The 15740-nt window shown below is 34.1% G+C and carries 14 protein-coding genes; 8 read left to right on the forward strand and 6 right to left on the reverse strand.

The window, feature by feature from the left end; genetic code table 11:
• Positions 1–46 precede the first annotated feature (46 nt).
• The 5 genes from ACKC83_RS00175 (at position 47) to ACKC83_RS00195 (ending at position 6211) form a co-directional block, all read left to right on the forward strand.
• Entirely contained in the window at positions 47–1486 is a 1440-nt protein-coding gene (locus ACKC83_RS00175) for a lipase (RefSeq protein WP_434036588.1), read from the forward strand.
• Positions 1486–2781, forward strand: coding sequence for a GDSL-type esterase/lipase family protein (locus tag ACKC83_RS00180; RefSeq protein ID WP_434036589.1), 1296 nt, complete (start codon positions 1486–1488; stop codon positions 2779–2781). Before ACKC83_RS00175 ends, ACKC83_RS00180 begins: the two co-directional genes overlap by 1 nt.
• A complete protein-coding gene (locus ACKC83_RS00185; protein ID WP_434036590.1) occupies positions 2774–4432 on the forward strand; it encodes an MBOAT family O-acyltransferase in 1659 nt (552 codons plus the stop codon). The genes ACKC83_RS00180 and ACKC83_RS00185 overlap by 8 nt, the downstream gene beginning before the upstream one ends.
• Positions 4433–4555: 123 nt before the next feature.
• Complete coding sequence (gene panB, locus ACKC83_RS00190) at positions 4556–5374, forward strand: 3-methyl-2-oxobutanoate hydroxymethyltransferase (RefSeq protein WP_414035516.1); 819 nt, start codon at positions 4556–4558, stop codon at positions 5372–5374.
• 144 nt (positions 5375–5518) lie between these two features.
• Positions 5519–6211: an RluA family pseudouridine synthase gene (locus ACKC83_RS00195; protein ID WP_434036591.1), complete on the forward strand. Its 693-nt coding sequence runs from the start codon at positions 5519–5521 to the stop codon at positions 6209–6211.
• On the opposite strand, the gene ACKC83_RS00200 is transcribed toward ACKC83_RS00195, so the two are convergent.
• From ACKC83_RS00200 to tilS, 5 genes are all read right to left on the reverse strand, one after another.
• Complete coding sequence (locus ACKC83_RS00200; RefSeq protein ID WP_434036592.1) at positions 6212–7018, reverse strand: sensor histidine kinase; 807 nt, start codon at positions 7016–7018, stop codon at positions 6212–6214.
• Positions 6994–7695, reverse strand: coding sequence for a hypothetical protein (locus tag ACKC83_RS00205; protein ID WP_434036593.1), 702 nt, complete (start codon positions 7693–7695; stop codon positions 6994–6996). The genes ACKC83_RS00200 and ACKC83_RS00205 overlap by 25 nt, the downstream gene beginning before the upstream one ends.
• Before the next feature lie 7 nt (positions 7696–7702).
• A complete protein-coding gene (locus ACKC83_RS00210) occupies positions 7703–8122 on the reverse strand; it encodes a hypothetical protein (RefSeq protein ID WP_434036594.1) in 420 nt (139 codons plus the stop codon).
• A gap of 59 nt (positions 8123–8181) precedes the next feature.
• Positions 8182–9720 (reverse strand): YifB family Mg chelatase-like AAA ATPase, encoded by a 1539-nt coding sequence (locus ACKC83_RS00215; protein ID WP_434036595.1) that lies wholly within the window; start codon positions 9718–9720, stop codon positions 8182–8184.
• Between the two features lie 90 nt (positions 9721–9810).
• Positions 9811–11124 carry a tRNA lysidine(34) synthetase TilS gene (tilS, locus tag ACKC83_RS00220; RefSeq protein ID WP_434036596.1) on the reverse strand — a complete coding sequence of 438 codons (1314 nt, stop codon included), beginning with the start codon at positions 11122–11124 and terminating at the stop codon, positions 9811–9813.
• 122 nt (positions 11125–11246) lie between these two features.
• On the opposite strand from tilS, the gene ACKC83_RS00225 reads away from it, so the two are divergent.
• Positions 11247–11939, forward strand: a complete 693-nt coding sequence (locus ACKC83_RS00225; RefSeq protein ID WP_434036597.1) for a hypothetical protein — start codon at positions 11247–11249, stop codon at positions 11937–11939.
• On the opposite strand, the gene ACKC83_RS00230 is transcribed toward ACKC83_RS00225, so the two are convergent.
• Positions 11936–13228 carry an anthranilate synthase component I family protein gene (locus ACKC83_RS00230; protein WP_434036598.1) on the reverse strand — a complete coding sequence of 431 codons (1293 nt, stop codon included), beginning with the start codon at positions 13226–13228 and terminating at the stop codon, positions 11936–11938. The genes ACKC83_RS00225 and ACKC83_RS00230 overlap by 4 nt on opposite strands.
• Before the next feature lie 214 nt (positions 13229–13442).
• Between ACKC83_RS00230 and ACKC83_RS00235 the strand changes: the two genes are divergently transcribed.
• Positions 13443–14333 carry an aldose 1-epimerase family protein gene (locus ACKC83_RS00235; RefSeq protein ID WP_434036599.1) on the forward strand — a complete coding sequence of 297 codons (891 nt, stop codon included), beginning with the start codon at positions 13443–13445 and terminating at the stop codon, positions 14331–14333.
• Positions 14334–14374: 41 nt separating this feature from the next.
• Positions 14375–15730 carry a DEAD/DEAH box helicase gene (locus ACKC83_RS00240; RefSeq protein WP_434036600.1) on the forward strand — a complete coding sequence of 452 codons (1356 nt, stop codon included), beginning with the start codon at positions 14375–14377 and terminating at the stop codon, positions 15728–15730.
• Positions 15731–15740 lie beyond the last annotated feature (10 nt).

The raw sequence follows: 15740 nt of genomic DNA on the forward strand, positions 1-15740 counted from the left end.
TATGAATTACAGCCCATTTAAAATATGTCTTAGCATTTGCGTGACCTTGCTAATATTATTTGGACTTACATATTTTAGTACTTCAAACCGGTTACCGAATGGAACTTCTAAGGATGGCTTTTCCTTTTTCGGACAGACTATAAAATATCCAACAACAGCTTCGTTTTTAGAAACCAAAAAGGCATCAAAAAGCAACCTAAAAGCTTTAGATAGTCTTGTTAATAACATAGAGGCTTTAGTCGATACAGATGACGACATTAAAGCTGATAACAAGAAGAAATTCGTTCCTAAGATTCCCAACCTGTCTAAAATAGACACCTCTAAGATTGAACGCATCTCGTACCCATCACACAAAGAAGAATTTATTTCGCATTTAAAAGCACAACTTACAGCTCCGAAAAGTAGAATTATTCACTACGGAGATTCTCAGATTGAAGGCGATCGCATGTCGTCTTATATCCGAAATAAACTTCAAAATTTATACGGCGGAAATGGTCCTGGATTTACACCTGTTTCTCAAGTTTATGAAAACATAAGTGCTGTAATTACAACTTCAGAAAATTGGACACGTCATGCCGCTTTCGATCCTTCAAAAAAACGTTACGACCATAAGAAATATGGTGCGTATACCACGTTTTCGAGATTTACGCCCTATTTCGAGTTTATCGCGAATAGTGTCAATTTAGATACCATAGCTCTTGTAAAGGCCAGTATTTCGGTAAAACCATCAACAAAAACATATACCAATATGCGCCAATTTACCACGATTGGTTTTCATTACGGTAATTCACAACTTCCTGTTTCCATAAAAGTATTTTCTAATGGTGCGCTAATAAAAGAAGGACATTTAATTTCCGATGGAAATTACCATGATTATAATATAAAATTAGCCGAACCGGCAACAAAACTTGTTTTTGAACTTGAAGGAAAAATGAGCCCTGATGTTTATGGCTTAACCCTTGATGGAGAGGCAGGCATTCAGTTAGATAATGTAGCTATGCGCGGTGCTTCTGGAACTGTATTTGCGGGATTAAATAGTGAAAACTTCTCTCAAATGTATTCGAAATTAGATCCCAAAGTATTAATTTTTCAATATGGTGGAAACGCTGTACCGTATGTAAAAGACTCTTTAGAAGTAAGTCAATATGTAGGGTATTTAAAAAATCATATCAATTGGGTTAGACGAAAAACAAAAGATGCCAGCATTATTTTTATCGGACCTTCAGATATGACAACCACAGAAAATGGTGCATTACGAACGTATCCGCTTTTACCCTATTTAAATAATTTGTTACGAGAAATGTGCTATAATAATGATATCGCATATTGGAGCACATTTAAAGCTATGGGTGGCGAAAATGCTATGGAACATTGGGTAGATCAGAAACTGGCCGGTAGCGATTACACACACTTTACACTTTCGGGGACTAAAATAATTTCTGAATTATTTTTTCTCTCTTTATACATGGATTTAACACAAAACTAATGAAACTTAAAATTTTAGTACTTTCTCTTTTTATGTCGATGTCAATGTTTGCACAAGACTATATTTTAGATAGTATTACGCCAAAATATGGCCATTTAATAAACTTTGAAGCGAACACTTTTCAATACGCTTCAGAATCTCCAGCCTTTAAAAAATTCTTTGCTGACTTAGACAGCATCTATATGGGAAAAAAGAAAAAGATGCACATTTTTCATATTGGAGGCTCTCATATTCAAGCCGACATCTATTCGAATAAAATTAGAACATATTTACAAAACATGAACGATGTGTCTTTAGGACAACGGGGTTTTGTTTACCCTTTTCATTTGGCACATACCAATAACCCTTTAAATTACAGAATTGAAGCAGATAACGATAAATGGCAAGGCTACAGATGCTCGGTAAAAAAAGACAGTGTTACCTGGGGCTTATCGGGAGTAAGTGCTGCATTTAGAGGTCGTGAAGATCAGATTTACGCAAAAGCCAATTATAAAAACTATACAAAGAAACCCTATACATTTAATAAACTAAGAGTCTTTTACAATACTTGGATGGAAGATTACAATTTAGACATCTTAGATAGCACGCTGGTAGTAACCGATACGATTAATTACGATGGAATGTATAAAGAATTTCGCTTTAATAAAACTGTAGATGCTGCGGTGTTGAACCTAAAAATGACCGATACAACCTGCGTTTCTCCTGAATTTTTATTGATGGGAATGGAATTTATGAACGACGATCCAGGGATTGAATACACCACAATTGGTGTTAACGGAGCTAGTTTTGCATGGTACGACCGCTCGGTATATTTCGAGAAACAGCTTCAACTATATAAACCCGATATGTTTATTATCTCTGTAGGCACTAATGATGCTTATATGCCTAAAGACGAATTTGATGCCAATGCATTTAGGGCGTATTACGAAAGTTTTATTCAAATAATTCAACGTGCTAATCCAGATTGCGCCATTTTGTTAACCGTACCAAACGACGATTATTATCAGAAAAGAATTCCGAATCCGAATACCGCTGTGCAACAACGCATAATAGTGGAATTGACCAAAAAATATAACATGGCTGTTTGGGATTTATTTAGTGTGATGGGAGGTTTAGGATCGTCTAACGATTGGTATAAAGCGAAACTCATGCCCCGCGATCGTATTCACTTTACTAAATTAGGTTACAGTATAAAAGCCGATTTATTTTTAAAAGCAATGGTCGATGCTTGGGCAGAAGCAACACACCGAGACAAAGATGTTTTATTAACGCATTTTAAAAATTTGAATGAATAGGTTTTACGACATTTTCACCTTCTCGGAAGATTTTCCATTAATTTTTACACAAGTAAATTTTTGGATTTTCTTTGCGGTTGCCTATTTTATATTCGCTTTACTTTACAAAAAAGTACCGCTTCGTAACTCATATTTATTCCTAATTTCGCTCTTTTTCTATTATAAGACAAGCGGACTGTTTATTGGAATTTTAATTTTTAGCACGCTGGTCGATTTCTTTATCGGCCGAAATATTTACAAAACAGATAATAAACACAAGCGTTTGGCATTAGTTGCATTAAGTGTTTGCATTAACCTGTTTGTACTAAGCTATTTTAAATACGCCTACTTTTTCACAGATGCTTTTAACACACTCTTTAGCACCAATTATCAGGTTTTAAATATCTTAGCACAGTGGGGAAATATTTTTAGTAATCAGAATTATTTCACGATTGATAAAATTATACTACCTGTAGGTATTTCATTTTACACCTTCCAAACCATAAGTTATAGTGTAGATATTTACAGAAAAAAACTAAAACCATTAAGCTCAATATTAGACTTCGGGTTTTATGTTAGTTTCTTTCCGCAATTAGTTGCAGGTCCTATAGTGAGAGCCGAAAGTTTTGTGCCTCAGATTTCAAAACCTACTATACTTACAAAACATAATTTTGATGCCGGGACCTATTTAATTTTAAAAGGACTCATAAAAAAAATGCTGTTTGCCGATTTTATTGCGATGCATTTTCTAGATCGGGTTTTCGATGCTCCAGAGATGTTTTCCGGCTTTGCCAACGTTATGGCCATGATTGGGTATTCGCTTCAAATTTACGGTGATTTTTCAGGTTATACCGATATTGCAATTGGTTTAGCTTTATTAATGGGATTCGAATTACCTAAGAACTTTAATTCACCTTATAAAGCCACAAATGCAGGAGATTTTTGGAAACGTTGGCACATTTCGCTATCTACATGGTTACGCGATTATTTATACATTCCGTTGGGAGGAAACCAAAAAGGAACCGTAGCATCTTACATTATCTTAAGCGTTATATTACTTGGTGTCATCCTAGCTTTCGGAAATTTACTAATTGTATTCTCTACGCTATTAATATTACTCGCTCTATTTATCTTATCGCTTTACAATAGTAAAGTTCGCAACCAAATTAACACAAACATTAATCTAATGCTTACTATGCTAATTGGTGGCTTATGGCATGGAGCATCGTGGAAATACGTGATTTGGGGAGGCTTAAACGGACTCGGAATTGTGGTTTATAAATTCTGGCGAAAAATAAGTCCATACGAATTAAAAAACCAAAGGTATGTTAGAGCTTGGAAAATAGCAGTTACCTTTATATTTATCACCTTTACAAGAATCTATTTCCGAGGGGAAAGTATGGACCATATTTCACGCTGGTATTCGCAAGTCGCCAATAATATGGATTGGACACACGCCATAGATATTCTAGTGCATTATCAGGCTGTATTTTGGGTTATGGCCATAGGATATTTAACACATTGGCTGCCTCAATATTTAAAGGATCGTATTGAAATACAGTATTCTAAAAGTCCTGTTTTTATTAAGATCGCACTTGCCGTGTTAACCGGAGTAATTTGTTATCAAGCGTTTTCAAGCGACTTCCAACCCTTCATTTATTTCCAATTCTAATAATCAATTCAATTATTCATTATTTAGGTCTTAATATTTTGCATCTCTTTAAGGAATTAATAGATATATTCTTTAATAGTCTGTAAAAACTCAGTATTTTTACCCTCTAAAATATAGAAACGTATGTCTGTAGCACAAAAAGATTATAAAAAAGTCACCGTAAAAACACTTAATGATATGAAAGCTCATGGAGAAAAAATTTCCATGTTAACGGCTTACGATTATACCATGGCTACAATCGTTGATGGTGCAGGCATAGATGTAATTCTTGTTGGCGATTCTGCTAGTAATGTTATGGCCGGTCATAAAACAACATTACCTATCACACTAGATCAAATGATTTATCATGCGTCTTCTGTAGTTCGTGGTGTAAACCGTGCTTTAATTGTGGTAGATTTACCTTTTGGAAGTTACCAAAGCGACCCTAAAGAAGCGTTGCGTTCTGCCATTAGAATTATGAAAGAAAGTGGAGCGCATTCTATAAAAGTTGAAGGAGGTAAGGAAATTAAAGAATCTATTAAGCGCATTTTAAATGCTGGGATTCCTGTAATGGGACATTTAGGATTAACGCCACAATCTATATATAAATTCGGAACTTTTAGTGTACGTGCTAAAGAAGAACAAGAAGCCGAAAAATTAAAATCTGATGCTTTATTACTTCAAAAAGCCGGTTGTTTTGCTCTTGTTTTAGAGAAAGTACCTGCAAAATTAGCTAAAGAAGTTGCCGACATGCTAGATATTCCAGTTATTGGAATTGGAGCTGGTAACGGTGTCGATGGTCAGGTTTTAGTACTTCATGACATGATTGGAATGACAAAAGAATTCCACCCTAGATTTTTACGTCGTTATTTAAATTTATATGATGATATGACGAATGCCATCTCGCAATATGTAGACGATGTAAAATCTGTTGATTTCCCGAGCGACAAGGAGCAGTATTAAGTTAAGGTAAATAGGCCTTATAAAGTGTTAGCCCTTTATTGAAGCACAATTACTAATCGTTAAAGATTTAAAATGTATTTCTGAAGACATCTTCAAAATTGAATACATCGCGGAAATACATTAAAACATCTTATGTTCTAAGTCATGAAATTACTATCCAATAAATCCAATTTACAGATCCTTTTTGAGGACAATCACATTATTATAATAAATAAGCGTGCTGGAGATATTGTGCAAGGCGATAAAACTGGAGATAAACCTTTAAGCGACGTTGTAAAAGAGTATATAAAAGATAAATACGATAAACCTGGAAATGTATACTTAGGTGTTGTACATCGTCTAGACCGACCAACGACTGGACTGGTTATATTCGCAAAAACAAGTAAAGCATTAACCCGATTAAATGCCATGTTTGTGAGTAAGGATGTAAATAAAACCTATTGGGCACTTGTACATAGTATGCCTCCAAAACAAAACGACACCTTAATAAATTGGTTAAAAAAGAATCCTAAAAACAACAAGTCTACTGCCTATATTAAGGAGATAAAAGATAGTAAAAAAGCAATTTTACATTATAGCGTACTTAAGCAACTAGATCGCTATATGCTACTAGAAATTGAATTGGAAACGGGGCGTCATCACCAAATTAGATGTCAGCTTTCAAATATTGGATGTATTATTAGGGGCGATTTAAAATATGGTGCAGACCGTAGCAATAAGGATGCTAGCATACATTTACACGCCCGACATATCGAATTTATTCATCCGGTAACCAAAGAAAATATTAGTATTTCTGCACCACTTCCAAAAGATCCGCTTTGGGACGCATGCCTGTAATTAGTACGAGCGATACTTATATGTAACGTTTAGATTGACACCTTCTCCGGGCTTTGAAGTCAGATTAAAATCGGCATGAATTAATGCGGCTCTGCTTTCCATATTTATTAATCCCGAACCTTTTTCAACGTCTTTTACATGGAATCCAATACCATCGTCTGATGCGTTTATTATTACTAAATCGGTTTTATATTCAATATGTACGCGTAAACGAGATGCTTTCGAATATTTAATTGTATTCGCGAAAAATTCTTGAAAAATTCGGAATAAGATAATACCATCTTTTCCATTGTTAAACCGACTAGAATCTCCTTCAACAATTAATTCAGAATCAATTAATCCTAATTTATTAAATCGTTCAATCTCTGTGGTGATAGAATCTTCTAGCGCACGACGCTCGATAACCTCACTATTCAATGATTTTGAAAGTAAACGCAACTCTTGTAAACTTTCCTTTACTAAATCTTTACTTTCTAAAAACGACGATTCTAATTCTGGCCCAACTTGTTTTGATAAAATGCTAAGTTGCATATTTGCTACAGATAATAACTGGCCAACATTATCATGTAAGTCTTGTCCTATATTCTTTAAAGTTTGTTCCTGAATCTCTATTCTGGTAATTGAAATTTCTTCTTCGAATAACCGTTGCTGATTAAATTTATCTATTAACAACTTATTCTTTCGTTTTTGAAACACCATAAAGAATACTATAATTAATGTACATACTATAAAAAGTACACCAATCATGTAAATCAATAAATACCTTTCGGCAGGTGTACTAATTAACGTTTCTCCGGTTTGCAACATAATAAAGCTAAGCTAAAAGTTAGATACATAGACATATTAGAAATTAAAAAAATTTGCCTCTTTAAAATTACAAAACTCCAATCTGCCGTTGTAAAATAAATATCGTAAAACACTAAAGGCGTTGTAATTAACACCCAAACAAACATTGTAGAACTTATATAGAAATAAATAGACTTATGGAACGTAATAATTTTATCTGATTGTAATATTTCATAAAAATAAAGAGTTACAACTAACAGAATAATAAGTGCTCCAAAAATGTCGTTAGAAACTATATAATTATTAAAGTAATATTCTACATCAAAAACAATGGTTCCTATGGAGATTAATAGAAATAAAGGAATTAATGCCCTCACAAATTTTTTAATCTTAATAGAATTGAATAATTTCAAATAAAAAAACATAAAGAATGTAGGAGCTCCTATACCCCAGTACAAATTCCCAAACCAATAATTCTTTTGAAAAATAGTACCTTTTAAAAAATTAAAAATGCCATCATTAACTAGAAATGTATAAAACGCTAATGTTTCGCAAACCACAACATAAACTAAAAAGTATATAAAATATTTTATAGCTGTATGCTTGTACTTTTTATAAGTAAATATAGCTGTTAAAGCCGCTATAGATTCAAAAGAAATGGTTAGAATCAAATAGTAATTCTTAAAAAATTCTTCCATACAAAATCTATTGGGGATAATTTGAATTTGGTGGTTCACCATTGGCTCCCTTATTAAGGCCACTTCCTCCAGGAATGTCGCCACCATCGATAGACGTACATTTAGAAGAATTTTTATTATTAGGCGTACCTGTCGGAATTAAAAACATAGTTGTATACCCTGCTTCGTCTTTTACATCGGGGTAAGCTCCTTCATAAATACGAATCCCATCTAAGGTATATCCTAAATCTTTCGCTTGATTTTTGGCATAAGCTAAGAATTTTTCAATCTCTTCGATGGCGTACCAAGTAGAACGATTATCTGGTCTCTTTAAAATAGATTCGCTAATTAGCTCCTGTCTAGAGTTATAAGCCTGATCTAATTCCTTTGCCTCGTCGGGTGTTATCAATCCGCGTGGGCCTTCCATTTTATTAATCTTCTTACTCATTTAGGGTTGGGTTTAAAACTTAGTAATATGAGTTTAAAAATACTAATTATATTTGACTCTTAGCCCAACCAGCCATCACGATCCAAACTTCGGTATTGTATGGCTTCACTAATATGCGCACCTTTAACAATTTCAGAATTTTCTAAATCGGCAATTGTTCGTGAAACTTTTAAAATCCTGTCGTAAGCTCGAGCGGATAAATTTAAACGTTCCATTGCTGTTTTTAACAAAAGCTTAGAAGGCTCATCTAGTTTACAAAAATTACGAATGTGTTTCGTATTCATTTGTGCATTATAATGTACATTTTCAAAATCTTTAAAACGCTGGGTTTGATGTGATCTTGCTTTAGTTACCCGTTCGCGTATCGTTACAGACGATTCGCCTTTGCGGTCTTCAGACAATTTTTCGAAAGGCACTGGAGTTACCTCAATATGTATATCAATCCGGTCTAATAAAGGTCCAGAAATTTTCCCTAAATACCGTTGCATTTCTGCTGGGGATGACGTCACCGGAGATCCAGGGTCGTTAAAATAACCACTCGGGCTCGGGTTCATGCTTGCCACTAACATAAAACTACTCGGATAAGTCACAGTAAATTTTGCCCTAGAAATAGTAACTTCCCTATCTTCTAAAGGCTGTCGCATTACCTCCAAAACGTCCCGTTTAAATTCGGGCAACTCATCTAAAAACAATACGCCGTTATGCGACAACGAAATTTCCCCAGGTTGCGGATAACTCCCGCCTCCTACTAAGGCTACATTAGAAATTGTATGATGCGGACTTCTAAAAGGTCTTTGAGACATTAGTCCGATATGAGATTTTACCCGGCCAACCACAGAATGAATTTTAGTTGTTTCTAGGGCTTCATGTAAAGTCATGGGTGGTAATATAGAAGGTAATCGCTTCGCAAGCATTGTTTTTCCGGAACCTGGAGGTCCTATTAAAATAATATTATGCCCGCCGGCAGCCGCAATTTCCATACACCGTTTTATACTTTCCTGTCCTTTAACATCTGCAAAATCGAATTCTGGAAAATCTAAACTCTTATTGAATTCTTCTCTTGTATTAATTACGGTTTGTTCTAATGGTTTTCCATCTTTAAAAAAATCGATTACTTCTTTAATCGATTCTATACCATATACTTTTAAATCGTTTACTATCGCCGCTTCTTTAGCATTTTGAGCAGGTAAAATAAAACCTTTAAACCCTTCTTCTTTGGCTTTAATAGCAATGGGCAATGCACCTTTTATAGGTTGTAAGGTGCCATCTAAAGACAGTTCTCCCATTATAATATAATCCTCTAAACCTTCGGCAGGGATTTGATTTGTGGCCGCCAAAATTCCTAAAGCTAAGGTTAAATCGTAAGCAGAACCTTCCTTTCGTAAATCGGCCGGAGACATATTAATTATAATTTTCTTTCCTGGAATTTTATAGCCATTGTTCTGTAAAGCGGCAGCAATTCTAAAATTACTTTCCTTAATAGCATTATCGGGAAGACCTACCAAATGATACCCAATACCACCGTCTACATTTACCTCGACCGTAATAGTTATGGCATCTACTCCAAAGACGGCGCTTCCAAATACTTTCTTTAACATAAATAGTTCGTTTACTTAAAAATACTAAAAACGATTTAACTAACTGAATTAAAACGCATTAATATCTAAATTTCGAACTAAAAAAAATATTTAAAAGTATATTTTTAAAATGTCTGTGGTTTGAGCCGACACCTTAAAACGGTTATCTGCACGTCTATTTACCACCCAAACAATTTCGTTTCCGGAGCACAATACCCACACCTCTTCTTTTTCTAAAAGTGATAGTTTTTCATCTTTAAAATATTTACTAAGCTTCTTTTTTCCTTGCATCCCTAAAGGAAAAAAATAATCGCCTTGCTCCCACTTTCTTAGGGTTAAAGGAAATTGAAGTTTATTTTTATCGACATAAATGGTATTACTTTCTCCCTTTTGCATTTCGGAAACAGTCTCAAAGCGAAGCGTTCCACATGCAGTTTCTGCAGGAGCTAAATCATTGGTTATTGTGTATTGAGCATCTTGCGCTTCATCAGTATGCGCTTTTAAACTCAAAATGAGAACATCTCGATCTTTAAGTAATCTGTGTGTTTCAGAAAACACTTGTTTTCCAGATTGCGCCTCTAATAAGGCATAAATATCGTTCCAAGCTGTAAATTTATAAGACTTTAAAAGCTGGTATAAATAAGATTTGGGGTTAGGATATTTTAATAATTTTGAGACATCAAATTTTATAATATCTCCTTCAAAAATCACCACATCTTTATAAACTTGAGTCATAAAATCGTCAATCAAAATTTTAGAATCGTGCAAATGCTCCTGCGTCATCTTAAAATTTTGAAGCCATTGAGCATTGATTTCCTTAAGTACAGGAATAACTTCGTGACGTAATTTATTTCGTAAATATTTAGTCGAACTATTACTGCTATCTTCTCTCCAAGTTATACCGTTAGCATTGGCGTATGATACAATCTCCGCTCTAGAAAACGGTAAAAGTGGACGTACAATATAATCGTTAACTTCAGGAATTCCAGTTAACCCTTCTAATCCTGTACCTCGCGATAAATTAATTAAAAAGGTTTCTAAATTATCATCGGCATGATGCGCGGTTAACACATAATCGAAATGAAACTGATTTACTAATTCGTCGAACCATCGGTATCTTAATTCCCGAGCTGCCATTTGAATAGATAGTTTTGCATCTTCTGCATAACGCGTTGTATCGAAATTTTCAGTAAAAAGCTTCAAATCTAAATCGTCTGCTAACTTAACTAAGAACGCTTCGTCTGCATCACTTTCTTCACCCCTCAAATTAAAATTACAATGTGCTAAAGCAAAATTTAAATCTAACTCTCGGCATAAATATGCAAGTACCACACTATCAATTCCGCCAGAAATAGTAAGCATTAATTTCTTATCCTTTAAAAACGGAAGCGTATTATGTATATGATTTTTGAATGTATTGACCATAGCACAAATATACACTTTATAAAAAACGGATTTTTAATATGTATAAATTTTAAGTATTCTATTAACATTTTTATATCTCTAATTTTAGTAACTTTAGAATAACCGAGATTAAACTTTTTAGCATGAAAACAGACGAACAAATTAACGCAGATACGGCGCAAAAAGCCTTCAACAAAAAAGTCTTATCAATAACTGCTAGTTTACAACCTTATGTAAAACACCGCTTGCACATTGCAGAATCTGTTGGGATTTTACCTATAAATTTATACCATTCTAATGGTGTAATCGACGATTGTATTATTCGTCTCTACGAAAAAGGTTACGATGCAGATATGAACAGTCACGATATAAAAATAAAACTGTTTAGAATTATAGACATCTATCTGGAAGAGCTCTTTATTAAAGAAGGACATCATCAAAACACCATTAGCACCAACACCTTTTTACAAGAAGAATTAAATCGTTTAGACGAACCTTATTCTATCGATGGCGATATGGATTTTGTTATGATGGACGAGTTGGACGATATTTCGTACAAGCAAAATACACAAGAGAAAGATGTATTTTTATACGACGAAAATAATCAGAAAATTATTAATGCGTTAGATTTAGGCAACCTTCAGCCAACAACAAAACGTGCTATAATGAGCAAGTTTTACGGATGGTTACCTTTTAGAATTTCCAATGTAGTCGATCTTTATGTGGTCGCTAATTTACCTTATGAAGACATTTCGAGAATTAAAAAAATTGAAGTGACGCGGATAGAAAACATATTAAAAAACGTAAAAAAACGCTTCAGAAATCACATAAATTAACGTTCTAAAACGTCTCGCATAGCTTTGGCTTTAAGCAAACATTCCTCGTATTCGTTAACCGGATTGCTTTTAGATGTAATTGCGCCACCTACAGAATAGGATACATATTTTTTACTTTGATTATATAAAATACTTCGGATGATGACGTTAAAATCGAAATCGCCATCCGGAGTAAAATACCCCACAGTTCCTGAATACAAACCGCGTTTACTTTCTTCCAAGGTTTCAATAATTTTCATTGCTGAAAGCTTCGGAGCTCCGGTCATGCTTCCCATTGGGAATGTCGTTTTTAAAATGTCTACGGGTTTTGTGTCTTCAGAAATTTTAGAAGTTACCGTAGAAATCATTTGATGTACTTGCGGAAAGCTATACACTTTACATAATTCTTCGACCACCACAGAGCTTTTAATCGCCGTTTTAGACAAGTCGTTACGTACCAAATCTACAATCATAATATTTTCGGCACGCTCCTTTTCATTATGTTCTAGATCATACTTTAACTGTTGATCTTCTACTTCATCTACAGATCGCTTTGCAGTCCCTTTTATAGGTTGCGAGATTATGGTACATCCTTCCTTTTTAATGTATCGTTCTGGAGAAGCCGACATTAAAAATTTATCGTTTTGCTTTAAAAATGTCGCGAATGGTGGTCTTGACACTGCATTTAAATTTAAATACGTTTCAAGCGGATTAATTTTGGCATTTTCAGCATAAAATTCCTGACAAAAATTTGCTTCGTAAATATCGCCACGATGAATATGATCTAACATCGCATTAACCTTTTCGAAATAGGCATCTTTATGTATCCGGAGTTTAATTTTAATGGCACTGGATTCGGAAACAGTCTCGTAAATTTGAAATGAATTAATGATTTCAAAATCAGATTCCAATTCGTCATCCACCATATTTAGGTATTTAATTTCAACCTGATTCCCTTTTAAAAGAAATAACTTCTTAGGTTGAAAAAAGAAAAGATCTGAAAATTCTAATCCGTCGTAATTACTAGATTCTAATTGTTCTAATCCGTTTTTAACGTCGTAAGTAAGATAACCGAAAATCCAATCTTTAGTAGACTCCTGATATTCTTGTAGCTTATCGAAAGCCTCTATATAGTCGGTTTGTATACTTGTAAAGGCATCTACAGCAAGTACCGCATCAAAATTAGAATATGCCGTATTGTGCAAATTTGAATCCATCCAAACCACATCATCAAACTGCTGACTCCAGAGCAAAAGCTGTTGTTTAAATATAATAGGATCCTGAATATGTTTAGATAACGTTACCCTCAAGTTTCAAAAATTTTAGGTGTAAAGTTAGTTAGTTTCTTGAATATAGAATCAGATTTGTATTTTTGTTTAGAGGTTTTATGAATTTCTGTATTTAGTAATACAATATTCGTTACCCCTGTTACAATTCAAGGTCTTATATATGAGTCTTTTTATTTTTGCAATAGCGAGAAACTTAAGTATATAAGCACGACAACTAATCTATAACCTTTTTCCCATGTATACCTTACAAAACGAAATATTAAAAATTGCCGTAAAACAGTCTGGAGCCGAACTTTGCGCCATCGATGCCGTAAATAACTCCAATACATTTATGTGGAATGCCGATCCTGAAATTTGGGCAAATTTTGCACCTAATTTATTTCCTATCATTGGGGCTTTAAAAGACAACACTATGACTTTTGAAGGCGGTAAATATAACATGACTAAACACGGCTTTATTAGAAATAATACGGCTATTAAACTTGAGGAACAAGCCGACAATACACTTAGTTTTTCGCTTCACTATTCTGAAGACACACTAAAACAGTATCCGTTTAAATTTAAATTTACCATAGCTTTTGAATTACTTGAAAACACTATAAAAGTGACACATATCGTTGAAAACTTAGATGATACCATTTTATACTTTTCAGTTGGCGGGCATCCTGCTTTTAAATGTCCGATTTACAAAAATGAAGATTACAACGATTATTATTTAGAATTCGAGCAGAAAGAAACGGCAGAATCTTATGCTTTAAATATGGACAGCGGATTGGTAACAGACACCTCATTTCCTGTTATTTCGAACGGTAATAAAATCCCTTTGCATTACGACTTGTTTAACGAAGATGCATTGATTTTTAAAGATTTAAAATCCAGAAAAGTGGCTTTAAAAAGCAAAGTAAACGGCAACATACTTACCGTTGATTATCCGGAATTTCCGTATTTAGGTGTCTGGGCAAAACCAAATGCAGATTATGTTTGCATAGAACCTTGGTTGGGTGTAGCCGACCATGAAAATCATAATCAGGACTTTAAAACTAAAGAAGGGATACAAACTTTAGATTCAAAACAAACATTTAAAGCCTCTTACGTCATTGAAATAGACAAAAAGCATCTAGTTTAAAAGGAATAATAGCACTAACTTTGCAGACTAAATTACAATAAGTGACTTTTCAAGATTTAAATTTAAATACCCCATTATACAACGCTCTAGACGATCTAGGCTTTACAACTCCTACGCCTATACAGGCTCAAGCTTTTGGCGTAGTAAGCTCAGGAAAGGATGTTGTTGGAATCGCGCAAACTGGTACAGGGAAAACCTTTGCCTACATGCTTCCTATTCTTAAAAACTTAAAATTTTCTAAGCAGGACACACCTAGAGTCTTAGTTCTAGTACCTACTAGAGAATTAGTAGTTCAAGTTGTCGATGAAATTGAAAAACTTTCAAAATACATAAACACTCGTGTTTTAGGTGTATATGGAGGCACAAACATTAACACTCAAAAACAGCAGGTTGCTCAGGGTGTCGATGTATTAGTTGCTACTCCAGGCCGACTTTACGATTTAGCTGTAAGTCGTGTGTTGCAATTAAAATCGATTCAGAAATTGGTGATTGATGAAGTTGATGTGATGCTAGATTTAGGCTTTAGACATCAATTAATTAACATATTCGATATCCTTCCAGAACGTCGCCAGAACATTATGTTTTCGGCAACCATGACGCAAGATGTAGATTATTTAATAGACGATTTCTTTATTTCTCCAGAACGTGTTTCTATCGCGGTATCTGGAACGCCTTTAGACAATATCGCTCAAGAACGTTATAATGTCCCTAACTTTTATACTAAAGTTAACTTGTTAAACGCTATTCTTCAAGATAAAGAAACCTATAATAAGGTATTGATATTTGTTGGATTTAAACGCATGGCAGATCGCCTTTTTGATGCTTTAGACGAAACATTCAGTGAAGAAAGTTGTGTAATTCATTCTAATAAAACGCAAAACTACCGTTTACGTAGTATCGAGCAATTTAGAAATGGAGACAACCGTATTTTGGTTGCTACCGATGTTATGGCTCGTGGTTTAGATATTGACAATATTACACATGTTATCAATTTTGACACCCCAGATTATCCAGAAAACTATATTCATAGAATTGGTAGAACAGGTCGTGCAGAACGTGAAGGACATGCTATATTATTTTCTACTGTAAAAGAACAGGATGCTTTAGAACGTATTGAAGACTTAATGAATATGTCTATTCCTTTAATGGAAATACCTGAAGATATAGAGATTTCTACAGAGTTGCTTGAAGAAGAACGCGTTAAAATTAAAGAGCGTAACAATCCTACAAAACGTAGAGATGAAGATGCACCTGGACCTGCTTTTCATGATAAAAGCGAAAAGAATTCTAAAGAAAACTTAGGAGGTTCTTACCGTCGTGAAATTGCTAAAAAGTATAAAAAGCCTAAAACTCGAGGTGACAAAAATTATAACAAAAAAAATAAATTTAAAAAATAAGTTAGATTTC

The sequence above is a fragment of the Formosa bonchosmolovskayae genome, assembly GCF_051016085.1.
Classification (GTDB): Bacteria; Bacteroidota; Bacteroidia; order Flavobacteriales; family Flavobacteriaceae; genus Formosa.

Coding starts and splice junctions, on each gene's coding strand:
- ACKC83_RS00225 (WP_434036597.1), top strand. CDS start 11,247: ATGAAAACAGACGAACAAATTAACGCAGATACGGCGCAAAAAGCCTTC.
- panB (WP_414035516.1), top strand. CDS start 4,556: ATGTCTGTAGCACAAAAAGATTATAAAAAAGTCACCGTAAAAACACTT.
- ACKC83_RS00210 (WP_434036594.1), bottom strand. CDS start 8,122: ATGAGTAAGAAGATTAATAAAATGGAAGGCCCACGCGGATTGATAACA.
- ACKC83_RS00180 (WP_434036589.1), top strand. CDS start 1,486: ATGAAACTTAAAATTTTAGTACTTTCTCTTTTTATGTCGATGTCAATG.
- ACKC83_RS00200 (WP_434036592.1), bottom strand. CDS start 7,018: ATGTTGCAAACCGGAGAAACGTTAATTAGTACACCTGCCGAAAGGTAT.
- tilS (WP_434036596.1), bottom strand. CDS start 11,124: ATGGTCAATACATTCAAAAATCATATACATAATACGCTTCCGTTTTTA.
- ACKC83_RS00235 (WP_434036599.1), top strand. CDS start 13,443: ATGTATACCTTACAAAACGAAATATTAAAAATTGCCGTAAAACAGTCT.
- ACKC83_RS00185 (WP_434036590.1), top strand. CDS start 2,774: ATGAATAGGTTTTACGACATTTTCACCTTCTCGGAAGATTTTCCATTA.
- ACKC83_RS00215 (WP_434036595.1), bottom strand. CDS start 9,720: ATGTTAAAGAAAGTATTTGGAAGCGCCGTCTTTGGAGTAGATGCCATA.
- ACKC83_RS00195 (WP_434036591.1), top strand. CDS start 5,519: ATGAAATTACTATCCAATAAATCCAATTTACAGATCCTTTTTGAGGAC.
- ACKC83_RS00205 (WP_434036593.1), bottom strand. CDS start 7,695: ATGGAAGAATTTTTTAAGAATTACTATTTGATTCTAACCATTTCTTTT.